At 67.3% G+C, this 22,513-nt stretch carries 18 protein-coding genes; 6 read left to right on the top strand and 12 right to left on the bottom strand.

Going from position 1 to position 22,513, the window contains the following annotated elements; genetic code table 11:
* The first annotated feature begins 29 nt into the window (after positions 1–29).
* A complete protein-coding gene (locus tag AB4Z47_RS24205; RefSeq protein WP_441953826.1) occupies positions 30–998 on the top strand; it encodes an SDR family oxidoreductase in 969 nt (322 codons plus the stop codon).
* Here the strand turns inward: AB4Z47_RS24205 and AB4Z47_RS24200 are convergent.
* Both AB4Z47_RS24200 and AB4Z47_RS24195 read right to left on the bottom strand, forming a co-directional pair.
* The gene (locus AB4Z47_RS24200) at positions 969–2,093 is read right to left on the bottom strand and encodes an enolase C-terminal domain-like protein (RefSeq protein ID WP_441953824.1); all 1,125 of its coding nucleotides are present in this window, start codon (positions 2,091–2,093) and stop codon (positions 969–971) included. The genes AB4Z47_RS24205 and AB4Z47_RS24200 overlap by 30 nt on opposite strands.
* A complete protein-coding gene (locus tag AB4Z47_RS24195; RefSeq protein ID WP_441953822.1) occupies positions 2,090–5,005 on the bottom strand; it encodes an FAD-binding and (Fe-S)-binding domain-containing protein in 2,916 nt (971 codons plus the stop codon). Before AB4Z47_RS24195 ends, AB4Z47_RS24200 begins: the two co-directional genes overlap by 4 nt.
* 157 nt (positions 5,006–5,162) lie before the next feature.
* Here AB4Z47_RS24195 and AB4Z47_RS24190 point away from each other — a divergent pair, with 157 nt between their 5' ends.
* Positions 5,163–6,956, top strand: coding sequence for a thiamine pyrophosphate-requiring protein (locus AB4Z47_RS24190; RefSeq protein ID WP_441953820.1), 1,794 nt, complete (start codon positions 5,163–5,165; stop codon positions 6,954–6,956).
* A 120-nt stretch (positions 6,957–7,076) separates the two neighbouring features.
* On the opposite strand, the gene AB4Z47_RS24185 is transcribed toward AB4Z47_RS24190, so the two are convergent.
* Positions 7,077–7,445 (bottom strand): hypothetical protein, encoded by a 369-nt coding sequence (locus AB4Z47_RS24185; RefSeq protein WP_441953818.1) that lies wholly within the window; start codon positions 7,443–7,445, stop codon positions 7,077–7,079.
* Between the two features lie 118 nt (positions 7,446–7,563).
* On the opposite strand from AB4Z47_RS24185, the gene AB4Z47_RS24180 reads away from it, so the two are divergent.
* Positions 7,564–9,060, top strand: coding sequence for a molybdopterin-dependent oxidoreductase (locus tag AB4Z47_RS24180; RefSeq protein ID WP_441953816.1), 1,497 nt, complete (start codon positions 7,564–7,566; stop codon positions 9,058–9,060).
* 417 nt (positions 9,061–9,477) lie between these two features.
* Here AB4Z47_RS24180 and AB4Z47_RS24175 read toward each other — a convergent pair whose 3' ends face one another.
* Positions 9,478–10,368 (bottom strand): alpha/beta fold hydrolase, encoded by an 891-nt coding sequence (locus AB4Z47_RS24175; RefSeq protein WP_441953814.1) that lies wholly within the window; start codon positions 10,366–10,368, stop codon positions 9,478–9,480.
* 125 nt (positions 10,369–10,493) lie between these two features.
* On the opposite strand from AB4Z47_RS24175, the gene AB4Z47_RS24170 reads away from it, so the two are divergent.
* Positions 10,494–12,350 (top strand): Na+/H+ antiporter, encoded by a 1,857-nt coding sequence (locus AB4Z47_RS24170; RefSeq protein ID WP_441953812.1) that lies wholly within the window; start codon positions 10,494–10,496, stop codon positions 12,348–12,350.
* A gap of 10 nt (positions 12,351–12,360) precedes the next feature.
* Here AB4Z47_RS24170 and AB4Z47_RS24165 read toward each other — a convergent pair whose 3' ends face one another.
* Positions 12,361–12,909 carry a TetR/AcrR family transcriptional regulator gene (locus tag AB4Z47_RS24165; protein ID WP_441953810.1) on the bottom strand — a complete coding sequence of 183 codons (549 nt, stop codon included), beginning with the start codon at positions 12,907–12,909 and terminating at the stop codon, positions 12,361–12,363.
* A gap of 363 nt (positions 12,910–13,272) precedes the next feature.
* On the opposite strand from AB4Z47_RS24165, the gene fadD11 reads away from it, so the two are divergent.
* Positions 13,273–15,084 (top strand): fatty acid--CoA ligase FadD11, encoded by a 1,812-nt coding sequence (fadD11, locus tag AB4Z47_RS24160; RefSeq protein ID WP_441953808.1) that lies wholly within the window; start codon positions 13,273–13,275, stop codon positions 15,082–15,084.
* Between the two features lie 48 nt (positions 15,085–15,132).
* On the opposite strand, the gene AB4Z47_RS24155 is transcribed toward fadD11, so the two are convergent.
* The 7 genes from AB4Z47_RS24155 to AB4Z47_RS24125 all read right to left on the bottom strand — a co-directional run bounded on the left by AB4Z47_RS24155 (position 15,133) and on the right by AB4Z47_RS24125 (position 21,298).
* Complete coding sequence (locus AB4Z47_RS24155; RefSeq protein ID WP_441953806.1) at positions 15,133–16,203, bottom strand: MBL fold metallo-hydrolase; 1,071 nt, start codon at positions 16,201–16,203, stop codon at positions 15,133–15,135.
* A gap of 87 nt (positions 16,204–16,290) precedes the next feature.
* Entirely contained in the window at positions 16,291–17,529 is a 1,239-nt protein-coding gene (mshC, locus tag AB4Z47_RS24150) for a cysteine--1-D-myo-inosityl 2-amino-2-deoxy-alpha-D-glucopyranoside ligase (protein ID WP_441953804.1), read from the bottom strand.
* A 137-nt stretch (positions 17,530–17,666) separates the two neighbouring features.
* Positions 17,667–18,089, bottom strand: a complete 423-nt coding sequence (locus tag AB4Z47_RS24145) for a hypothetical protein (RefSeq protein ID WP_441953802.1) — start codon at positions 18,087–18,089, stop codon at positions 17,667–17,669.
* Between the two features lie 98 nt (positions 18,090–18,187).
* Positions 18,188–19,006 carry an SCO1664 family protein gene (locus AB4Z47_RS24140; protein WP_441953800.1) on the bottom strand — a complete coding sequence of 273 codons (819 nt, stop codon included), beginning with the start codon at positions 19,004–19,006 and terminating at the stop codon, positions 18,188–18,190.
* A gap of 4 nt (positions 19,007–19,010) precedes the next feature.
* On the bottom strand, positions 19,011–19,595 hold the full coding sequence (locus AB4Z47_RS24135) for a DUF3090 domain-containing protein (RefSeq protein WP_327117022.1): 585 nt from the start codon (positions 19,593–19,595) through the stop codon (positions 19,011–19,013).
* An 85-nt stretch (positions 19,596–19,680) separates the two neighbouring features.
* The gene (locus AB4Z47_RS24130) at positions 19,681–20,439 is read right to left on the bottom strand and encodes a histidine phosphatase family protein (protein ID WP_441953797.1); all 759 of its coding nucleotides are present in this window, start codon (positions 20,437–20,439) and stop codon (positions 19,681–19,683) included.
* A gap of 16 nt (positions 20,440–20,455) precedes the next feature.
* Entirely contained in the window at positions 20,456–21,298 is an 843-nt protein-coding gene (locus tag AB4Z47_RS24125) for an undecaprenyl-diphosphate phosphatase (protein WP_441953795.1), read from the bottom strand.
* A gap of 223 nt (positions 21,299–21,521) precedes the next feature.
* Here AB4Z47_RS24125 and AB4Z47_RS24120 point away from each other — a divergent pair, with 223 nt between their 5' ends.
* Positions 21,522–22,496 carry an aldo/keto reductase gene (locus tag AB4Z47_RS24120; protein ID WP_441953793.1) on the top strand — a complete coding sequence of 325 codons (975 nt, stop codon included), beginning with the start codon at positions 21,522–21,524 and terminating at the stop codon, positions 22,494–22,496.
* Positions 22,497–22,513 lie beyond the last annotated feature (17 nt).

The raw sequence follows: 22,513 nt of genomic DNA, 5'->3' as shown, positions 1-22,513 counted from the left end.
CGATCGCGCCGCTATGGAAGGGAGTGTTCGTGACCAGTTCGCAGACTGTGGTGATCACCGGCGCCAGCGGTGGAATCGGGCGCGCGGCAGCGCGCCGGTTCGCCGCCGATGGTGCATCGGTCGCGTTGCTCGCCCGCGGTCGCGCCGGGTTGGCGGCCGCCGCCGAGGAGGTGCGCGCGGCCGGTGGGCGGGCGTTGCCGATCAGTGCGGATGTCGCCGACTTCGCTGCCGTGGAGGCCGCGGCCGAGCGTGTCGAGGCCGAGTTCGGGCCGATCGATGTCTGGGTGAACTCGGCGTTCACCTCGGTGTTCGCGCCGTTCAGCAGAATCGCGCCGCACGAGTTCCGCCGCGTCACCGAGGTCACCTATCTGGGTTCGGTGCACGGCACGATGGCGGCGCTGGCCCGCATGCGCCATCGTGATCGGGGCGCGATCGTGCAGGTGGGTTCGGCGCTGGGGGAACGCGCGATTCCGCTGCAGTCGGCCTACTGCGGCGCCAAGCACGCCGTCAACGGATTCGTGGAGGCGGTGCGCGTCGAGCTGCTGCATGATCACAGCAACGTGCACATCACGATCGTGCAGGCACCGGCGGTGAACACTCCGCAGTTCTCCTGGGTGCGATCACGGTTGCCGAAGCGACCGCAGCCGGTTCCGCCGATCTATCAGCCTGAAATCGTCGCCGATGCGATCGCCTTCGCCGCGGCGCATCCGCGCCGCAAGCAGTACTGGATCGGTGCGAGCACGGTCGGGACGGTGCTCGCGCAGCGTTTGGCGCCGGCGGTGCTCGACCGATATCTCGCCCGCACCGGGTACTCCTCGCAGCAGACGGACACCGAAGACGTCGAGCGTGCGGACAACCTGTGGCGGCCGGTCGACCGCGCAGGGGGACCAGATTTCGGCGCACATGGCGGGTTCGATGAGCGCGCGCACTGGCGCAGTCCCCAGACTTGGCTGGCCGAACGGACCGAATCACTGGCCGCTCGGTTGCGGCGACAATGAGATCTGATAGGCACAAGCCGCTTCGGCAAGGGACATGCCGTGTCCAGTCCGACGGGTGTGCGGTGGCAGGAAGCCGTCGGCGACAACAGGGGCGCCCTCGACCAGGATCGGCTCGAGGCGGGCGTGGTCGACGAACCATTCGAGGTGCCGCAGATTGGGCACGGCCGCCGTGATCGGTGCGTGCAGCGCTGGTGCGCAGTGCGCGGAGACATCCAAGCCGTGGGCGGCGGCCAGGGCGGCGCATTCGAAGAATCCGCTGTAGCCGCCGCATCTGGTCGCGTCCAGTTGCAGGCAGTCCACGGAGCCGACGAGCTTCGCGGCGTCGTAGCGACTGTAGATGTACTCACCGGCGGCCACATCGCAGTGCACCGCGTCGCGAACTCGTCCCAGCGCGAATGCGTCGTCGCTGGTGACCGGTTCCTCGAGCCAGACAACACCGAGCCGGTCGAGCTCGGCGCCGACACGGCGCGCCTGCCCGACCGTGTATCCGCCGTTCGCGTCGACCATCAGGCGACCGGTCCCGCCGAGCAGGTCGGTGGCTTTCGCGACGCGGTCGAGGTCACGGTCGATCGTGGCGCCGCGGTCCTGGCCGATCTTTATCTTCACGAGAGAGCATCCCGCCGCCAGCCAATCCTCGATCTGCTCGGCGAGTTCGGCGTCGGTGAGATTGGTGAAGCCGCCCGAGCCGTATACCGGGGTGGCGGGCCGCGCGGAGCCGAAGAGTTCCGACAGCGGCACCCGCAGCAGCCTGGCATTCAGGTCCCACAGCGCGATGTCGACCGCGCTCAACGCGTGCGCGACCACCGCTGTGGTGCCGATATTGCGGCAGGCGCGGTGCAGGGCGGTGCGGCAGCCGGGAATGTCGAAGGGTGAGAATCCGCGCAGGACGGGAGCCAGATCATGCGTGATGATCGTGGCGGCGGCGGGGCTGCTGTAGGTCCAGCCGAGCCCGTGTTCGCCGCCGGCGGTCACCTCGACCGCGACTGCTGTGGTGGCGTCCCAGGTCAGAGTGCCGTCCGCCTCGGGCTCGGCGGTCGGGAACCGGTAGGCGGCGACCGTCACCGGGTCCTCGATCCGCACATCCGCGCTGATCATGCGCGGCGGCCGGTGATGGCGTCGGCGAGCAGTTCGGCGGCGTGTCGCGGTCGGGTGTCGGGGGCTAGGTGGCGGATCTGGGTGCGGCAGCTGAACCCGTCGGCCAAGACCTCGGTTCCGGCTGGTCGTTGCCGGATGGCGGGCAACAGCGTGTCCTCGGCGCACGCGACCGAGATTTCGTAGTGGCCGCGTTCGAAGCCGAAATTGCCTGCCAAGCCGCAACATCCGGCGTCGAGTACGTCGATGTCGGCACCGGTGGTTCGGAGCAGTTCGCGGTCGCGGTCGTAGCGCAGGATGGCGTGGTGGTGGCAATGCGGCTGCACCATGGCCGCGCCATCGACGGCGGGCGGGCGCCAGTCGGGTGCGCATTCGGCCAGCACTTCGGCGAGAGTGCGGGTCTGTCCCGCGAGCCGGTGTGCGTCCTCGTCGCCGTGCAGCAGTTCGGGCAGATCCGAGCGGAAGACGGCGGCGCAGCTGGGTTCCAGCACTACGACAGGTGTTCCGTGGCGCAGTTGCGGTTCCAGAGTGCGCAGGGTACGGCGTAGCACGTGTTTCGCGGTGGGTAGCTGTCCGGTGGAGATCCAGGTGAGCCCGCAGCACACAGCGCGGGCGGGTATTTCGACGTGGAGTCCCGCCGCTTCCAGCACAGTGACGGCGGCGTGGGCGATGTTTGGTTCGAAGTTGTTGGTGAACGTGTCCGGCCACAGCAGCACGGTGGCCCGCGGTTGCGGATCGGAAGTGTCTCGGGAAGTGAAAGTTTCGGTGAAACGTGCCGAAGCGAACCGTGGCAACTCCCGGCGCGGATCGACGCCGCCGGCGCGGGCGAGGAGCTGCCGCAGCCCGGGTGTGTGCGTGACCGCGTTGGCCAGCGGCGCGATGCTGGTCCCCCACCGAGCCCACAGCGGAATCCAGCCCATCGAATAGTGGGCCATCGGCCGCAGACGTCGCCGGTAATGGTGGGAGAGGAATTCGGCCTTGTAGGTGGCCATGTCGACATCCACCGGGCAGTCGCTGCGGCACCCCTTGCAGGCCAGGCACAAATCGAGGGCGTCGCGGACCTCGGTGGAGCGCCACCGGTCGGTGATCACCTCACCGTTGAGCATTTCGAACAGTATCCGTGCCCGGCCACGGGTGGAGTGTTCCTCCTCCCGCGTCGCCCGATAGCTGGGGCACATGACGCCGCTGCTGTCGCCGCGGCACTTACCGACCCCCACGCAGCGGGCCGCCGCCGCGCTGAAGCGGTGATCGTCGTCAGGAAAGGCGAAGTGGGTCGCGGGCTCCCACGGCCGGTAGGCGCTCCCCTGCCGTAGATCCTCGTCGAGTGGATGCGGGTCGATGACCTTGCCCGGGTTCATCCTGTTGTGCGGATCGAAGAGCGATTTCACCTCGCGGAACGCGTTCACCACGGTGTCGCCGAACATGATCGGCAGCAGCTCGCCGCGCGACTGGCCGTCGCCGTGCTCACCCGACAGCGATCCGCCGTAGCGCACCACGAGTCGGGCGCTTTCCTGAGCGAACGTGCGATAGTTCGCGATGCCATCGGCGGTCCGCAGGTCGAAAGGTATGCGCGTGTGTACGCAGCCGTGCCCGAAATGCCCGTAAAGTGAACTGGATTGGTATCCGAAGCGCGTCAGCAGTCGCTCGAAGTCGCGCAGATAGTCGCCGAGCCGCTCGGGCGGGACGGCTGCGTCCTCCCAGCCTTCGTGTGTCTCCGGGCCGCCAGGCGGGTACGCGGTGGCACCGAGGCCTGCCTCCCGGGCCGCCCACAGTTCGGCTTCTCGCTTGGGGTCATCCAGTATCGTCGAGCTCGCTCCGGTGCGCCGGCACACATCATCGACCATGACGCGCGCCTTGCGGTCGGCGTCCTGCTGGTCGGCGGAGTCGAATTGGATCATGAGCCACCCTCTGCCGTCGGGCAGCTGCCCGATCGCGCGCTCGGCGAGATGTCTGCTGTGCTCGAGTTCGACCAGCCGGTGATCCAGGCCCTCGAGCGCCGCCGGCTTATGCGGCAGGATCAGCGGCACGGCGTCGGCGGCGGCGTAGATGTCCTCGAATCCGAGTACCGCCAGTGCCATCGCGTGAGGTCGGGGCACCAACTCGAGCTCTGCCCGCAAAACGGTCGCCAGCGTGCTTTCGCTGCCGACCAGGAGCTTGGCGATATCGAAGTCGTTTTCCGGCAAGAGTGAATCCAGGTTGTAGCCCGATACCCGTCTCGGGATGTGCGGAAATGTCGCTCGGATGTCCTGGGCGTAGCGGTCCCGGATTGTGCGCAGCCGCGTGCGGAGGTCACGCCCGCGCTCGTCGTCGGTCGCTATGACCGCACCGGGCCCGACCCAGGCGCGCAGTCCGTCGTAGGTGACGATCTCCAGCCGTCGCACGGCGTCGACCATTTTGCCGTAGGCCTGCGCGGTGGAACCGCACGAGTTGTTGCCGATCATGCCGCCGATGGTGCAGCTGACGTGGGTCGACGGTTTGGGGCCGACCATCAGCCCGGTCGAGGCCAGCTCGGTGTTGAGCCGGTCGAGCGCGATGCCCGGTTCGACCACGACGGTGCCTGCGGCGCGGTCCACCGACACCACCTGAGTGCAGTACTTGCTCCAATCGATGACGACGGCGGTGTTGCAGCACTGCCCGGCCAGGCTGGTGCCGCCCCCACGGGAGACCACCGGCACGTCGTGGTCATGGCAGATGCCGATAGCCGTGGCCGCGTCCTCCGGCGTGCGCGGCACGACCACCGCGAGGGGGATCGCCCGATAATTCGACGCATCCGTCGAATACGTCGCACGGCTGCCGGAATCGAATCGCACCTCGCCGTCGATCCGCTCGGTCAACTCCGTGTGCAACGACTCCAGCGGCCACTGTGAGCGAGTCGAGGTGCGGCGGTGGCCAGGGGTGTCAGCCGAACGTGCCATCAGGGGCACCTCCCTCTCGACGGCGGCGGATGGTATCGGCACAAACGTGCCATCGCGCGGGTACCCACCTCTTCGGCGGGCATTCGTGGGGATTGGGACACGGCTGCGGGGGTACCCGCGCCGGAGACGACACCTCGAAGGCGGACAGGAGAACGATATGGCTGACCAGGTCGCCGACTACGTCCTGCAACGACTACGTGCGTGGGGCGTGAAACAGGTGTTCGGCTATCCGGGCGACGGCATCAACGGTCTGATCGCGGCCTTCGATCGCGCCGACAACAAGCCTCCGTTCATTCAGGCGCGACATGAGGAGATGGCCGCGTTCGAAGCGGTGGGCTATGCGAAGTTCAGCGGGGAGGTCGGTGTCTGTACCGCGACGTCGGGGCCCGGCGCGATCCATCTGTTGAACGGCCTCTATGACGCGAAACTCGATCATGTCCCGGTTGTGGCGATCGTCGGTCAGACCGCGCGCAGCGCGATGGGCGGCAGCTACCAGCAGGAAGTCGACCTGCAGACCCTGTTCAAGGACGTCGCTTCGGACTACCTGGTCGAGGTGAACGTCGCCGAGCAGCTGCCCAACGCGCTGGACCGCGCCTTCCGGGTCGCGAGCACTCGTCGGGCTCCCGCCGCGTTGATAATCCCTTCCGACCTGCAGGAGGAGCGCTACCAGCCGCCCGAGCATGCATTCAAACAGATTCCCTCCAGCCCACCGGCCGCCCTGCGATCCACGATCACCGCTGAATCTGCCGATATCGAACGGGCCGCAGATATCCTCGACGCCGGCTCGCGGGTGGCGATCCTGGTTGGTCAGGGCGCGCGCAATGCCGCCGACCAGGTCATCGAGCTTGCCGACATCACCGGTGCCGGGGTAGCCAAGGCACTGTTGGGCAAGGATGTGCTGCCGGACACTTTGCCGTACGTGACCGGATCGATCGGCCTGCTGGGTACACGACCCAGCTATGAATTGATGCGCGACTGCGACACCTTGGTGATCATCGGGTCGAACTTCCCCTATTCGCAGTTCCTTCCCGAGTTCGGTCAGGCGCGGGCGGTGCAGATCGACATCGACGGCGCCATGATCGGGATGCGTTACCCCACCGAGGTCAACCTGGTCGGCGACGCGAAGACAACACTCACCGCATTGCTTCCGCTGCTGAAACGCAAAGCCGACCGCGGCTGGCGCGACAGGATCGAAGCCAACGTCACCCGCTGGTGGAGCACTATTGAACGGCAGTCGATGCTGGATGCGAAACCGGTCAATCCGATGCGGGTGGTGTGGGAGTTGTCGCAGCGCATTCCCGAGGACGCGATCGTGACCGCCGATTCGGGGTCGTCCACCAACTGGTATGCCCGCTGCCTGCGATTCCGCAAAGGGATGCGGGGCTCGCTGTCGGGCACGCTGGCCACTATGGGGCCGGGCGTGCCGTACGCGATCGGCGCTAAGTTCGCGCACCCGGACCGGCCGGTGGTCGCACTCGTCGGTGACGGCGCGATGCAGATGAACGGTGCGGCCGAGTTGCTGACCATCAGCCGCTACTACGAGCAGTGGTCGGATCCGCGGCTGGTGGTATGTGTGTTTCACAACAACGACCTCAATCAGGTCACGTGGGAGCTGCGATCGATGGGCGGAGCGCCGAAATTCGAGCAATCACAGTCTTTGCCGGACGTCTGCTACGCCGAACTCGCCCGCACGTCCGGGCTCGGTGCGCTCGCGGTCGATGATCCGAACGATATCGCGGCCGCTTGGGAGCAGGCGCTGTCGGCCGACCGGCCGACGGTGCTCGACATCCGCTGCGATCCGGAGGTGCCGCCGATCCCACCGCACGCCACGTGGGAACAGATGAAATCGACCGCCGAAGCGGTCTTGCGCGGCGACCCCGACGGCTGGCATCTCATGGCGCAAGGCGCGAAAACCAAAGCCCAGGAGTTTGTTTCGGGCCACCGCAGCTGAATCTCGGAAATTCGCGAGGAGCGCCGTCGAACGCCACACCCCCGGATGCGCACGGAATGGCGCGCCGCCTGGGGCTCGCCCACACGACAGGTTGACGTCTCGTCGTCGGCCTCGATCGAATTAGTTGTTCCCGGGCCCCGGGGTAGGTGGCGAGGCTGGGTCGTGGTTTACCGGATGCCAGGGCCATGCTGCCGCATGCCGCTTGTCGGCGGGGACGGGATCCCACAGTGCCCGCAAACGTTCGATCTTGCTCGGGACGGTGGAGAAGTCGGGTGCTGCGTCGACTTCCCGTAGCAGGAGGGCCGCAATGTGAACCAGTTCCCGCTCCAGCGGTGCGGGCAGTCCACCGAGGTTCGGGCGTTCTCGTTGCGAACGAAGAATCTCGGCCGGTCCCGCGTTGGGCCCTCGCCCGCCGAGAACGTCGCGACGTGCCGCCGCGACCGCTGATTGGACAGTGTCGGCATCGGTGGCGCGGTCCCGCTCGCTCATTACTCCATGACAGCATGAAAGCCGCTGTCTGACCATGACGAAGCGATATCGAGTACCCGGCCTCGCTCAGCACTCGGTAGAGTGAGAGCGGAGGTCCTCCGACAGCCGGGAGGTGCTCATGAATGCGGTGCCTGAATATCCATGGTTCGTGATCGTCACCCACGCTCTCAATATTCTGTTCTGGTCGCTGCTGGCGCGATCGGGTATCGAAGTTCTGTCTTCATTTCCGAAGCTGTACTGGAATGACAGCTGCCCGCCGGGACGGGAATGGGCGAGGTTTACCCGCAAGGCATTCGGCGCCGATTCCCGGCGCCCGTGGGTTTCGCTGGACGAGGAAGAATCCTGGAATCCGGTGGTGGCCATGCCGGGTCGGAACAACCTCGGCCTCGGCCGCTACTGGCATTTTTCTACCGCGCATTTCTGGGTGTTGACCGGCGCCGTGTACATTGCCATGGTCATGGTGACCGGATATTGGCGATATCTCGTTCCGACGGACTGGTCGATATTCCCGCAGGCGATTCGTGACGTGGGCACCTATCTGCACTTCGAGTTGGCTCCCCAGTTACCTGGCGAGCCGTTCGACGCGGTGCAGAAGTTGACCTACTTCGCGGTTGTCTTCATGCTCGCCCCGTTGCAGATGGCGTCCGGTGCAGCGATGTCCCCCGCGGTGCTGGCGAAGTTCCCGTGGTACGGCAAGGTTTTCGGAGGCAAACAAGGCGCACGCAGTGTGCATTTTCTCGGCTTGTGCGCGTTCGTCGCGTTCGTCGCGGTGCACGTATTCATGGTCGTGGTCCACGGGGTTCCGGAAGAATTCGCCAAGATCGTCCTCGGATCCGCGGATGCCGATCGCGCCCTCGCCACGGTGATCGGGTCGCTGGGTTTGGCGCTGATCGTCATGATTCATATCGGTGCGACGGTATTCTCGCGGCTCAGTCCGCGCAGCACGCAGCGGATTATCGGAAAGCTTGTCGGCCCATTCGAATATTGGCTGTCGCGATCGGTCACCTCGCGGCAGCGGTATCGCCGCAGCCAGATTTCCGAATACCATCGCGTTAACGGCTACCCGCCAGTGGGTGCGGAATACGAGCGCATGGCGACGGAAGGATTCGAAAATTATCGGCTCATGGTGGGCGGTAAGGTCGAGCGCCCGGCGTCGTTTTCCCTCGCGGAACTGCGCGAACTCGGCATGGAGCAGCAGATCACGAACCATAACTGTATCCAGGGCTGGAACGCGATCGCGGAATGGGGTGGAGTGCCGATGACACGGCTGTTGGAAGTGGTACGTCCGCACCCGGAAGCAACACATGCGGTGTTCTACGCGATGGACGACAAGGGCTTGACCGAGGGCAGGGGCCGGTACGGGTTCTACTACGAGGCCGTGCCATTGACGATCGCCCGGCAGGCTCAAGCAATGCTGGCGTTGGAGATGAACGGTATCCCCTTGCCCGTGGAGCATGGCGCGCCGGTGCGGGCCCGATTCGAAACCCAGCTCGGTTACAAGATGGTGAAATGGATCAAGGCGATCGAGTTCATCGACGACCCAGCAGCCATCGGAATGGGGCAGGGCGGCTACCGCGAAGATCAACTCTTCTACTCCAACGCCGCGGGCATTTGACGACGAGTCCTGCTCCCCGCGCCTGGATTCCGCAGCGGGTGTGGTGATCGCCAGCAAAACGCCTTCGATGATGCCGGCCTGTGCTGCGTCATACCGGTACATTCGGGGCCGCGCGCCCTGAAGTTGACGGGTGCGCCTGCCTCGGCACTCACTGCGTGGCGTGCACTCGCCACGGGAACATCGAAGCCGCCGGCCGTTGGTTGGAAAACGTTCGGAAACCACAGACAGTGGGTGCCCGGCTGCTCGACGACTTCCACGCCCGTCACGACATGCTGGCGTCTCGCTGATGAGCTGGCTTCCTCCTGTGGGTTCGAAATTCTGTTCAAATCGGTGGAGTGGGAATTGTTCTGCTGTCCGGGCACCGGTTAGGGGCGGTGGACAGGCTTGGTGTCGCGCGGGCATGCGGTGGCGGGAGGTTCAGCCGACCCGATCGCCGTGGAATTCCAGGAACGCCGTCAGCGTCTGTTCCGGGGCCTCGAGCTGGGGGTAGTGTCCGATACTCGGCAGCTCCACCACGTCCGGGCCGGCGATCAGCTCGCGGTAGCGGCGCGCCATGTGCGCGCCGGAGACCGGGTCGAGTAGGCCGTCGATGAGCCGAATCGGAACCTGCGCCTGCTGCAGCGCGCCGACCCAGCGTTCCCGATGCTTGCGGCGCTCGGCCATGTAGCGGATCAGTTTGTGCCCGTTGCGTTTACCGTGCTTGCTGTACCACAGCAGCCAGAACTGGTGTAGTTCGTTGTCGCTGGGTTTTGTGTCGGGGCCGAACACCCCGGCCAGGCTGTGGCAGAAGGTGCGCTTGCTGCCGAGTGCCTCGACTGCCGCTCCCAGCGGGCTCGCCAGCAGCCGCTGTATCGGGCGCGGTCGGTGGGTTTCCGGGAACAGGCCGCCGTTGAGCAGGCACACCGATTCGATCACCAGTGATCCGTCGCCTGCCGCACGGCGTTCGGCCTCGCGGGCCAGCAGTTCCTGCGTGACCGTGTCGCCGTAGTCGTGGGCGAGGATGTGGTAGCGGCCGACGCCTTGTTCGCGCAGCAGGTTTTCGTGGATGTCGGCCTGGTCGCCGATCGTGTAGTCGTAGTGGCGCGGTTTCGCCGACCAGCCGAAACCGATCATGTCCGGGGCGATGACCCGTGCGAAGCGTTCGCACAGGCCGGGCCAGACGGCGTGCCAGTCCCATGACGCGGTCGGAAATCCGTGGATACAGACGAGCGTGCCTTCGGCGCCCCCGCCGCCGTCCCGCCAGAAGATCTGGTGGCCGCGGTGGGTGTGTCGTCGTCCGTTCGCCCGCCAGGACGCAAACTCCTCCATGCCTACCTCCCTTTCGCCGACAAGCATGGCGCGTGCACGCGCCGGGCACAGCCGTTCCGCCGATCGCGCACGTGTCATCTACCGCGCGGTCGGTTGCCGATCGTGCGCTCTGCGAGAATGCCACAGTGGATGTCGCGATCGGCCTGGTTGTTCTTGTCGCGTCGGCGGCCGCGTTGGCGGCGCTGGCGCGTCGGTTCGGGGTGTCCGAACCGCTGGTGCTGACAGTGGCCGGGGTGGCGGCGTCGTTTCTGCCGTTCGTGCCGGAGATCCACCCGGATCCGGAGATCATTCTGCTCGGTCTGCTGCCTCCCTTGCTGTATACCGCCGCGATTCGCACGTCGCTGGTGGATTTCCGCGCCAATGTGCGCAGTATCGTGCTGCTGTCGGTGGGGTTGGTGCTGTTCAGCACGTTCGCTGTCGCGGCGGTGGTGTGGTGGCTGCTGCCGGTGCCGTTCGCGGTCGCGGTCGCCTTGGGTGCGGTGGTGGCGCCGCCGGACGCGGTGGCCGCGACGGCGGTGGCGCGCCGGATCGGGATGCCGCGGCGGATCGTGACGATCCTCGAGTCGGAGTCGCTGTTCAACGACGCGACCGCGTTGGTGGCGTTGCGCACGGCGATAGCGGCGTCGGCGGGCACCGTGTCGGTGTGGCAGGCCGGCGGTGACTTCCTGCTCGCGGCGGGCGGTGGCGCGGCCGTCGGCATCGTCGTCGCCTACCTGCTGGCGATGCTGCGCCGTCGCATCACCGATCCGGTGCTCGACACGACGCTGTCGTTCTTGGCTCCGTTCGCGGCGTATCTGCCCGCCGAGGGCATCCACGCCTCGGGGGTGATCGCCGTCGTCTGCTGCGGGATGATCCTCGGACACGGCGCACCGGTGTGGCAGAGCGCGGCGTCGCGGATCTCCGAGCGCATCAACTGGCGGACGATCCAATTCATCCTGGAGAGTTCGGTGTTCGTCATCATCGGGTTGCAGGTGCGCGCGATTGTCGAAGGTGCGTGGAGCAGCGGGCTCGACCACCGCACTCTGGTGTCGGCGGCGATCACGGTGCTGGCGGTGACGATGCTGGCGCGGCCGCTGTGGGTGTTTCCGTCGACGCTGTTGTCACGCCGGTTCGGGAGGGCCGACGATGTGCCGTTGACGCACCCGGTTGTGGTGTCGTGGGCAGGGATGCGCGGCGTGGTGACGTTGGCGGCGGTGCTGCTGCTGCCCGAGGAAACCCCGCAATTGCCGGTGCTGAAACTCCTCGCGCTGGTGGTGGTGGCGGGAACACTGCTGTTGCAGGGGACGTCGCTGCCGTGGCTGATGCGGTGGCTGCGGCTGCGGGGGCCCAGCCGCGCCGAGGACGCGCTGCAGAAGGCCAACCTGCTGCAGCAATCGACCGCGGTGGGCCTGGCCGCGCTCGATGCGGCGATCACGCCGGATACCCCGCCGGCCGTGGTCGAGATGCTGCGCGACCGCGTGACCTGGAAGACCAACGCCGCGTGGGAGCGGCTCGGGCGCGCCGAGTCGGAACTGGCCACCCCCACCGCGGAGTACCGTCGGCTGCGGCTGGAGATGCTGCGCGCCGAACGCGAAACTGTGCTGCGGGTGCGGGATTCCGGCGCGGTGGACTACGAGATCCTCCAGCACGTGATGGCGCGGCTGGATCTCGAGGAGTCGATGATCGACCGCTTCGACGAGGCCGAGGAAGAGCGCGTCGAACCGCTGGCGGCCCCGGTGGCCGAGGACAATTGCGCGCATCTGCGTGTCGCGCCGCTGGTTCGTGAACCTACGGGGACCGACGAGTGTGCCGAGTGTGTGGCGGAGGGGCTGGCGTGGGTGCATCTGCGGATGTGCCTGTCGTGTGGGCACATTGCGTGCTGTGACTCGTCGCCGGGCAATCATGCGACAAAGCACTACGCGGGCACCGGGCATCCGGTGATGCGCAGCGTGGAGCCGGGTGAGGCGTGGCGGTGGTGCTACGTGGACGAGCTGCTCGGCTAGTGTCGGGGAGTCAGCGCCGGGCGTGCGAGTAGATCAGGCGCGCGTATTCCGTAAGCAGCCCGTCGAGCGACAGCTCCTCGCCGCCCGCGGCGATCTGCTGGTACCCGACCAGCATCGCCATGCCCAGCGACGTCACCACGGTGGTGGTGTCGTTGTCGCCGATGACGCCTTTGATCGCCTTGTGCACAGTGCGCCTGCGGGATTCGTCGACGCGTTTGAGGGCGAGGTTGACCGATTCGTCATTGGCGGCCCACGCGCGGATCGCGGCCTCGGCGGCATGGTGCAATCCGGCGGCGAGAACGGACATGGCGCGGATGTCGTCGTCGGGGTTGCCCTGGTTGAACTTCAGCGTCCGCAGGATACGGACCTGGCGGTTTTCCCAGTGGTCGAGCAGGGCGTCGACGAATCCTTGCCAGCTACCGAAATGATGGTAGAAAGAGCCGCTGGTGACGCCGAGCCGCCGGCATAGCACGCCGATGTTGAGGCCCTTGAACCCGAATTCGGCGAGCACCTCCAGTGCGGTGTCGAAGTACTGCTCTTTGGTGACCACACGTGACATTCGCGGCGCCGTTCTGTTCGTTCGAGCCGGACTTGACGCACCGTACAGTACCCCATCGTCGCGCCGCTCGGGCCGAGCTCAGCGAAGTTCGCGACGCCTATTGTTCGGGCGACCCTGGGGTAGCAGATCGAATCCTCGCCGCGCGGGTCGAGTGCGCATCGCTGTCGATCATGTTGCGTGCGGCCGCATCACGCAGCGGTGCTCGCGGCCGACGAGCTGATCCGATCCGTAGGTCCTGCGGCCGCCGACCTCGATACCGAACGCCGGACGAGGAAAAACGCCCAAAACGGTCGAAAAGGCCCCCACGCGTCGGCCGGGCACCTACGGTCTGGGAAAGCCAGGTGTACTGAACGAGGTTGTGGGATGAGCGAACCGAACACGTCCTGTGCCGCATTCCAGCGCAGCGCGGTAATTGATCCGGCCGCGGTGGCCGTCCGATCCATCGGCGGTGATCACACGCTCACCTGGCGGCAGTACGCCGACCAGGTCCGCGAGGTCGCCGCCGGGTTGCACGCCCTCGGGATCGGCCGCGGTGACACCGTCGCGCTGATGATGGCCAATCGGGTCGAGTTCTATCCTGTCGAGGTCGGCGTCCAGCACACCGGCGCGACCTCGTTTTCGGTGTACAACACGCTCGCACCCGAGCAGCTGAGCTACGTCTTCGCGAACGCGGGCAACCGGGTGGTGATTTGTGAGCAGCAGTACGTCGAGCGCATCCGCAGCTGCGGCGCGCCGATCGAGACCATCGTCTGCCTCGATGGCGCATCGGAGGGCACGCTCGGCCTCGATGAGCTGAAAGCCATGGGCAGCGGCGATTTCGATTTCGAGGCGACCTGGCGGGCCGTGCGGCCCGAGGACATCCTCACCCTCGTTTACACCTCCGGCACCACCGGAAACCCGAAAGGTGTCGAGATCACACACGCCAACCTGCTGGCCGAAGCGCGCGCGTTCCACGCCGTGCTTCCGGTGGCGTTCGGCGACCGCCAGACCTCCTATCTGCCGTCGGCGCACATGGCCGACCGGTTCTGCTGTCTGTACTTGCAGCAGGTCTACGGAATCCAGATCACGGTGGTGCCCGACCGCTCGCTGCTGCCTGCCGCGTTGGTCGATGTGCATCCGACGATCTGGGGCGCGGTGCCGCGAGTGTGGGAGAAGTTGAAGGCGGCCATCGAGTTCGCGGTCGCGAACGAACCCGACGAGACCGCCCGGGGCGGGTTGCAGTGGGCGCTGGGGGTGGCGGCGCGCAAAGCCGACGCGCAGCTGAGTGGTATGACGATCGGCGCCGAGCTGGCCGCGGAATGGGCGGAGGCCGACGAGCGGGTGCTGTCGGGGTTGCGCGCGAAAGTCGGATTGGACCAGCTGAAATGGGCCATGTCCGGTGCCGCGCCGATCCCGCCTCAGACGCTCGGGTTCTTCTTCGGACTCGGCGTCCCGATCTCGGAGATCTGGGGCATGTCCGAACTCACCTGCGTGGCCAGCGCCTGCCCGCCCGCCCAGGCGCGCCTGGGTTCGGTGGGCCGGATGCTGCCCGGGATGCAGTGGCGGATCGCCGAGGACGGCGAATTCCTGGTGCGCGGGCCGCTGGTGATGAAGGGCTACCGCAAGGAACCGCACAAGACCGCTGAGGCACTCGACGCCGACGGTTGGTTGCACACCGGCGACATTCTCGCCGTGGACGACAGCGGCTACCTGCGTGTGGTCGACCGTAAGAAGGAGCTGATCATCAACTCCGCGGGAAAGAACATGTCCCCCGCCAACATCGAGAACGCCGTCAAAGCCGCGACCACGCTGGTCGGTGCCATCGCCACGATCGGCGACGCCCGCCCTTACAACACGGCGCTGATCGTCATCGACGCCGAAACCGCCGCGTTGTATGCCGCCCGGCACGGTTTGGCGGACGCGTCGGCGCCCGCGCTGGCCGCCGATCCCGGCGTGCTGGCCGAGATCGCGCGTGGCGTCGCGGCGGGCAACACGACCCTGTCACGTGTGGAGCAGATCAAACGCTTCACGGTGCTGCCCACCTTCTGGGAGCCCGGCGGTGACGAGGTGACGCTGACGATGAAACTGCGGCGCAAGCCGATCGCGGCCAAATACGCCCAGGAGATCGAGCGGCTCTACGCCGAAAAGCCCGCCGACACGGTGCACCAACCAGCCGAACAGCAGGTGGCGCGGTAGGAGAGGTGCGTCGACCGTCAGGACGCAGGTACCGCTCGACTGTTGCGCTCAGAGCGTGAAGGTGAGCCTGCCGGGTCGTACATAGTCCGCCGGATCGTGCAGCGTGCGCAGCTCCGGTCGCCGGGCGGACGCGATCCGGGCGAGTTCGGCGCGCAGCGGCGGGTCGTAGTTCGCGGCACTCGCGGTGAGGCCGGGTAGCCAGTTGTCGTGGTGGGAGGGTACGAACACGGCGGGGGTGAGCGCCTCGAGGTAGGTGCGTGGATCACGCAGTCCGTTGCTGATCTGGTTGTAGCCCTGCACCGCGCCGATTTGCACGTCGATGGCAGGCAGTGCGGCGAGGGTGTCGAACACGTGGGGGGCGTGTTCGGTGAGCGGTCCCGTCGAATCATGCCAGACGAGCGACAAGCCCGGCACCCGGAACTGATACAGCAGTACGCCGCCCTCGGCGTCCAGAAGTCGCGGCGCCCCCTGTAGCACGCCGCTCAGCGACGGCGGGTGCGTGAGCACGACGCCCAGCTCCGGACGGGGGAGGAATCGCGGCGATCGGCCTGCCGGGTCCGGTGGGGTGCGTGCGGAGTGCAAGTGCCGGATCGCGGTCACTTCGACCGCGCCGACGGTGAAGTCGTAGCGGGCGCCGATCGGCGCTTCACTGTCGCCGTGGGCGACGGTCGGGAACGTCGGGTCGGATACCTGCGCGCTGATATTGGCGCAGTGCTCGGCGGTGCCGTGCACCGCGGCGCCGCTGGCCTGCGCGACGCGGCCCGCGTCACCGGCGTGGTCGAAGTGCCCGTGCCCGACGAAGATCGCTGCGGGCGACAGGTCGACCAGATCCTGCGGTGTCGCCGGGACGTAACCGGCGCTGGTCAACCGCGGCACCCACGCGTCGAGCAGGAACACCGAACCGCCGATGGCCAGTGCATAGGTTGTGCACCCGACCCAGGACAGCACCACCCGATCGGCTCGTATGGCGCCGGAGTCGGCGTCGACGGTGTCGGCGCCGAAGAACCGTGTGCGTGCGGCAACTGTCCGCGGATCAGTGGGCTGCCCCGCCGGCTTCAACCGTCCGGCCGCGATGGTCGCCAGCGCGCCGCCGCGTCCGAACAGAGGAATCTTGCGCACGCGAGCACCACATCACGGAAAGTGTGGCGCACGCAAGCGATGCGCTCGAGTGCCGCCCCCGGCCTGGATCGAGGACGGGTCCGGCGGTTACAGGCGGATGCCGAGCAGGGCGTCGACCGCAGTGGTGATCAGTGCGGGCGCCTCGGTGTCGATGCCGCCGTAGTCGAGGGCCTGACGGGCCCAGTTGTCCACGGCGTCCAGCGTTTTGGGTGAATCCAGGTCGTCGGTCAGGTGCTGGCGCAGGCGCGCGACCGTGTCGCTGGCCGACGGGCCCGACGCCGCCGCGGCGGCCGAGCGCCACAGCTCGAGGCGTCGCTGAGCCTGCTCGAGCACCGCCTCGGTCCACATGCGGTCCTGCCGGTAGTGGCCGGCCAGCAGCCCCAAGCGGATGGCGGCCGGGTCGACGCCGCTGCGGCGCAGCGCCGACACCAGCACCAGATTGCCTTTGGACTTCGACATCTTCTCCCCGTCCAGCCCGATCAGGCCGGCGTGCACGTAGTGACGGGCGAAACGACGGCCCGCGATCAGCGCCTCGCCGTGCGCGGCGGAGTATTCGTGGTGCGGGTAGATCAGGTCGCTACCGCCGCCCTGGATGTCGAATTCCGGGCCGATCCGGTTCAACGCGATCGCCGAACACTCGATGTGCCAGCCCGGCCGGCCCGCGCCGAACGGGGCAGGCCACGACGGCTCACCAGGTCTGGCCGAGCGCCACAGCAGCGCGTCGATGGTGTCGCGTTTGCCGGGGCGGTCCGGGTCGCCGCCACGCTCGGCGAACAGCCGCTCCATCGTGGCGCGGTCGTAACCGGACTCGTAGCCGAACTGCTCGGTGGCGTCGGCGCGGAAGTAGATGTCGGGGTACTCGGCGTCGTCGACGACATACGCCGCACCGGACGCCAGCAGCTTCTGCACGAACTCGACGACTTCGTCGACGGATTCGATGGCGCCGATATACTCGCGCGGCGGCACGATGCGCAGCGCCGACATGTCCTCGCGGAACAGCTCGATCTCGGCCGAGCCCAGGTCCCGCCAGTCCACGCCGTCGCGGGCGGCCCGCTCGAACAGCGGATCGTCGACATCGGTGACGTTCTGCACGTAGTGCACGTCGTGGCCGGCGTCTCGCCACACCCGGTTGACCAGGTCGAAGGTCAGGTAGGTCGCTGCGTGCCCGAGGTGGGTCGCGTCGTAGGGGGTGATCCCGCAGACGTACATGGTGGCGGTCGCACCGGGGGTAACCGGTCGTACCTGACGGTCCGCGGTGTCGTACAACCGCAACGGCGGCCCTGCTCCGGGGATGGTCGGAAGGGCGGTATCGGACCAGGACTGCATGATTACGAGGGTAAGGGTGTGGTCGGGATCATCCGCCCCCGGCCCGGTCTCGCGGCGCGCGGGAGTCGTCGGGCGGCTGGTGCCGACCTGCGTCTTCCAACAATTCGTGGGATGTCAAGGTTTTGGGTTTCGCTGAATCAGCTGTCGGCGCGGCGGGTGGGATCGGCGATCGTGTTCCGGGTGATCGCGAACGTCCCGTCCAGGTCCGGAATGTCCGGGTCAGTGTCGGCGAGGGCGATCTGGGTGAACTCGCCGCGAGCCACGTCGAACTCGAGTTCGTGGTAGGCGACCGTGTCGCCCCAGTCCGGTGAGGGCAACGAGATGAACCGGATGGTGAACCGGCCGGAGTCCACCGACCCCTCGGTGAGGACGTAGACGCCGAAGTGGTTCTCCCCCTCCGAACTGAGCCAGTAGATGCCGTTGTCGTAGAGATGCAGGTCGGTGTCGGGGTAGGGCTTCTTGTTGTAGAGATGCACATAGTGCAATGCGAATTTGTAGGTCGGCGCGCCGATCCCGATCTGCACGGTCGGTGCCGCACGGTCTCCGGTGGAGTGGGTCATCGGGTCCTCCTCGTCATCGCGCCGAGCATTCGAAGCTCAACTGTGCCAGGAATTCCACCGCGACGGCATCGTGGTCGCCGCGGAATCAGCCGGCGCGCTCAGAAGGCGGGCCACGGGATCGGTCGTGCCGTACGCGGCACGGGCATCACCGGGTTGTCGAGCACCCGCTGGGTACGTTCGATGAGCGCATCGATCTCGGTGTCGGTGATGTGCTCGCTGAGCGTGTCGGCGAACGCGCCAGGCAACTCCTTCGCGAATGCGGTGAGGTCGGCGAGCATGCCGTCGGAGATCGGCTGACCGGCCCACCCCCACAGCACGGTGCGCAGCTTGTGCTCGGCGTGCAGACAGATGCCGTGGTCGACACCGTACACCTGCCCGTCCACGCCTTCCAGTGCGTGCCCGCCCTTGCGGTCGGCGTTGTTGAGCAGCACGTCCAGCACCGCCATCCGCTGCAGTCGCGGATCATCGGCGTGGATCAGCGACACCTCGTTGCCCTCTTGGTCCAGCGCGCGCAGCACCTCGCAGAAACCGTCCGGTATCGCACCCGCCGGGCAGAGGTCGATCAGATCGAGCCGGTTGCCCTGCTCGGTGTGGTTGTCCACGCCCTCGACCCAGCGTTGCACCATGCCCAGCCCGAAGGGGCCATCCCGCAGGATCGTCTCCGGGATCACGGCCCAGCCGATCGCCTCGGAAATCAGATACGAAGCCACCTCACGTCCGGCCAGGGTGCCGTCCGGGAAATCCCACAGCGGCTGCTCGCCACGGATCGGCTTGTACACCACCCGCAGTGGAAAGGCATCCGTGTCATCGGCGGCGGTGTCGATCACCTCGCAGACCAGGGTCACGTTGCTGGCGGTAGTCACCCGCCCGATCACCGTCAGCTCGCCGCTGCGGAATCGGTCCCCGGCCTCGGCCACCTACTCACTCCTCTGCTTCGGCCGCGCCGAAGATGTCGCCGCGCTTGTATCCGTTGGTGCGCACACACATGTGCCCACGCGCCGACAGCGGTTCACCGCACAGGGGGCACGGCGGACGCCCGGCCGCGATCACCCGGGTCGAGCGCAGCGCGAACTCGCGGGCCTGGATCGGGGTGAGGAATACGCGCACCGCGTCGGGACCCTCCTCGGTGTCGTCGAGTACCACCGACTCGTCGACCTCGGTCTCGGTGATCGCCAGCAGTTCCACCACTACCGCGCCCGCATCGGCGTCCCAGCCGAGACCCATGGTGCCGACGCGGAATTCGGCGTCGATCGGGGTCACCAGCGGCGCGTTGTCGCTGACATCCTCGGCCTGCGGCGGCACCTCGGCGCCGAAACGGCGGGCCACCTCGTCCAACAGCAGACCCATCCGGTCGGCGAGTACCTTCACCTGCTGCTTCTCCAGCAGCACGCTGACGACGCGCGGTTCCTGAACGGCCTGCAGATAGAACGCGCGATCGCCCGGCTCACCGACGGTCCCGGCGACGAAACGATCGGGGGTGCGAAATACATGGATTGCGCGTGACACATGCACCTCCTGATACGTGACCCTGATCGACTACCCGCGGCGCGCGGCTTCCATACAACGGTTGCTACATCGTTTACAAGGAATCTCAGCGCTCCGCATTCCCATTATCCGCACTTCCGGTACCACCAAGCTCCCCGCCGGGAACCGGCCCGGAAGCGTCGGCGGTCGCGTCGCCGGCATCGGCGGCCGATGCGGGCGACGAGCGTTGCGGTCCGGTCGCTGCGAGGGCGGACAGATCGGTGCCGGTGTCGTTGAGCCGCCACACGTAGGGTGCGGTCGGGGTGTAGCGAACCACGCTGATCGAAGCGGGCTCCACCATGATCCGCTGGAAGCCGTCGAGGTGGATGCCGAGGGCGTCGGCGAGCACCGATTTGATCACGTCGCCGTGCGTGCATGCCACCCACAGTGCGTCGCGGCCGTGTTGCTCGACCAGTGCCCGGTCGTGGTCGCGGATCGCGGCCACCGCACGGGTTTGCACCTGCGCCAAGCCCTCACCTCCGGGGAACACCGCGCCGGAGGCGTGTCGCTGCACGACCTTCCACAGCGGTTCCTCGACCAGTTCGGCGATCGGACGCCCGGTCCATTCGCCGTAGTCCACTTCGATGAGCCGTTCGTCGAACACCGGCTCGAGCCCGAACTTCTCCGCCAGCGGCGCCACCGTGCGCTGGCAGCGCAGCAGTGGGGAGTGCACGATGCGTTCGATCGGCAACCCGGCCAGTCGTTCGGCCACGGCCCGCGCCTGCTCGTCGCCGCGCTCGGTGAGCTCGACGCCGGTGCTGCGACCGGCCAGGGTGCGGGCGACGTTCGAGGTCGACGCCCCGTGCCGCAACAGGATCACCGTCATGCGGCCAGCCTAGCGATCATGTCGCCGAAACCACCCCGCCCGCCAGCAGACCCATGATGGTCAGGCCCAGCACGATGCGGTAACCGACGAACCAGTCCAGGGAATGCCGGGCCACGAACCGCAGCAGCCACGCCACCGACGCGTAGCCGACCACGAACGCCAGCAGCGTCGCCACCAGCAGTTGCGGTCCGCTGGCATGCAGTCCCTCGCCGGCGGGTTCGAACGCGTCCGGCAGGCTGAACAGGCCCGAGGCGGTCACGGCTGGAATGGCGAGCAGGAACGAAAACCGCACGGCCGCTTCGCGCTCGAGCCCGAGGAACAGACCCGCCGTCGATGTCGCGCCCGAACGTGACACACCGGGAACCAGCGCGAGGCACTGCGCGAAACCCATCACCAGACCGTCGCGGGTGGTCAACTGCACGATCGGACGCTCTTTGCGTCCGTAGTATTCACCGGCCGCGATCACCAGCGCGAACGCGATCAGCATGAACGACACCAGCCACAGATTCCGCGCCCCCGTGCGGATCTGGTCTTTGAACAGGAAACCGAGCACGCCGATCGGGATGGTGGCGATGATCACATACCAGCCAACCCGGTAGTCCAGTCCGCGTTGCGTCTTGTCGGCCAGGCCGCGGAACCAGGCGAGCACGATTCGCCCGATGTCCTTGGCGAAATACACCAGCACGGCGGCCTCGGTGCCCAGCTGGGTGACCGCGGTGAACGAGGCGCCAGCGTCGTCGCCGAAGAATACCGCCGACACGATGCGCAGATGCGCCGACGACGAAATCGGCAGGAACTCTGTCAATCCCTGCACCAGACCGAGCACCAGTGCCTGTACCCAGGTCATCGACTCAACCACGAACTACCTCTCCCTGCTGCCCGAAACCTTCGATCCGACTGGGCAATTGGTGTGCCAGCGGGTTGCACCGACGTGATTGTCGTCGCAATCTCGCAGCGACAGTACAGTGTCGGGCCGGTGCGGACATGTCGGGCCGTTGCGTCGCGACCCACGGCGCGCGTGGACGCCGACTCGGGGCGCCACACTCTAGGCTTGGCGCCGTGACGAATGCGCGGACACGGTGATGGAACAGCGGACGGTCGGACGCAGCGGCCTACGGGTGTCCCGGATCGGCCTGGCGACCCACAGTTGGGGATCGCACACCGACGCCGAGGACGCCGCGGTGCAGCTGGTCGCGTTCGTGGACGCGGGTGGCACGCTGGTGGACACCTCCCCCGCTTACGCGGGAGGTGGCGCGCAGCGGATCCTGGCCGAGCTGCTGGGGGATCTGGTGTCGCGTGACGATCTGGTGCTCAGCGGATGCGCGGGGATTGCGCTGCGGCGCGCTCCGGCACCGACCGGGCCCGCGGTGCCTGGTCCGGAGGTGGCGCGGACCACGGTGGACACCTCGCGGCGGGCGCTGCTGGGGCAGTTGGATCGGACGCTGCTCGAGTTCGGCACCGACTATCTCGACATCTGGAATGTCGCGGTGTGGGATCCGCGGACGCCGCTCGAGGAGGTCGCCGCGACCCTGGAGCAGGCGGTGCGTTCCGGACGGGTCCGCTACGCGGGGGTGCGTGGGTTCGGGGCCTGGCAGCTGGCCAGCTTGGCCGCGATCATGCCGGTGACCGCGGCGCAGACACCGTATTCGCTGCTGGCGCGCGGCGCGGAGGCCGACTTCGTGCCCGCCGCCCAGCATCATGGTGTCGGTGTGATCGCCTCGGCGCCGCTGGCGGGTGGGATCCTCACCGGCAAGTACCGCGACGGTGTTCCGGCCGACTCGCGTGGCGCCGACGAGGCGACCGCCGCGGAGATCCGCAGCGGGCTCGACGACCGCGCGATCCGGGTGGTGGACGCGCTGGTGACCGCCGCGGACGGGCTGGGGACCTCGCCGCTGGCGGTCGCGCTGGCCTGGATCCGGGATCGGCCTGCCATCGCAAGCATGATCGTCGGCGCCCGCGACATCGGGCAGCTCACCGGGGTGCTGGCCGCCGAAACCCTCGAACTGCCGCGCGCGATCGCGGCCGCACTGGACGACGTCAGTGCACGCACCGAATGAGGCAGATTAGCCTTGCC

This window comes from Nocardia sp. 2TAF39 (assembly GCF_052114905.1).
Taxonomy (GTDB): domain Bacteria; phylum Actinomycetota; class Actinomycetes; order Mycobacteriales; family Mycobacteriaceae; genus Nocardia.
Note: the sequence above shows the minus strand (reverse complement) of the source record. Positions and strands in the feature narration are given on the sequence as shown.

Bases quoted from the DNA above. Each gene is read 5' to 3' on its own strand.
- AB4Z47_RS24200 (WP_441953824.1), bottom strand. From the start codon at position 2,093: ATGATCAGCGCGGATGTGCGGATCGAGGACCCGGTGACGGTCGCCGCC.
- AB4Z47_RS24195 (WP_441953822.1), bottom strand. From the start codon at position 5,005: ATGGCACGTTCGGCTGACACCCCTGGCCACCGCCGCACCTCGACTCGC.
- AB4Z47_RS24190 (WP_441953820.1), top strand. From the start codon at position 5,163: ATGGCTGACCAGGTCGCCGACTACGTCCTGCAACGACTACGTGCGTGG.
- AB4Z47_RS24185 (WP_441953818.1), bottom strand. From the start codon at position 7,445: ATGAGCGAGCGGGACCGCGCCACCGATGCCGACACTGTCCAATCAGCG.
- AB4Z47_RS24180 (WP_441953816.1), top strand. From the start codon at position 7,564: ATGAATGCGGTGCCTGAATATCCATGGTTCGTGATCGTCACCCACGCT.
- AB4Z47_RS24175 (WP_441953814.1), bottom strand. From the start codon at position 10,368: ATGGAGGAGTTTGCGTCCTGGCGGGCGAACGGACGACGACACACCCAC.
- AB4Z47_RS24165 (WP_441953810.1), bottom strand. From the start codon at position 12,909: ATGTCACGTGTGGTCACCAAAGAGCAGTACTTCGACACCGCACTGGAG.
- fadD11 (WP_441953808.1), top strand. From the start codon at position 13,273: ATGAGCGAACCGAACACGTCCTGTGCCGCATTCCAGCGCAGCGCGGTA.
- mshC (WP_441953804.1), bottom strand. From the start codon at position 17,529: ATGCAGTCCTGGTCCGATACCGCCCTTCCGACCATCCCCGGAGCAGGG.
- AB4Z47_RS24145 (WP_441953802.1), bottom strand. From the start codon at position 18,089: ATGACCCACTCCACCGGAGACCGTGCGGCACCGACCGTGCAGATCGGG.
- AB4Z47_RS24130 (WP_441953797.1), bottom strand. From the start codon at position 20,439: ATGACGGTGATCCTGTTGCGGCACGGGGCGTCGACCTCGAACGTCGCC.
- AB4Z47_RS24120 (WP_441953793.1), top strand. From the start codon at position 21,522: ATGGAACAGCGGACGGTCGGACGCAGCGGCCTACGGGTGTCCCGGATC.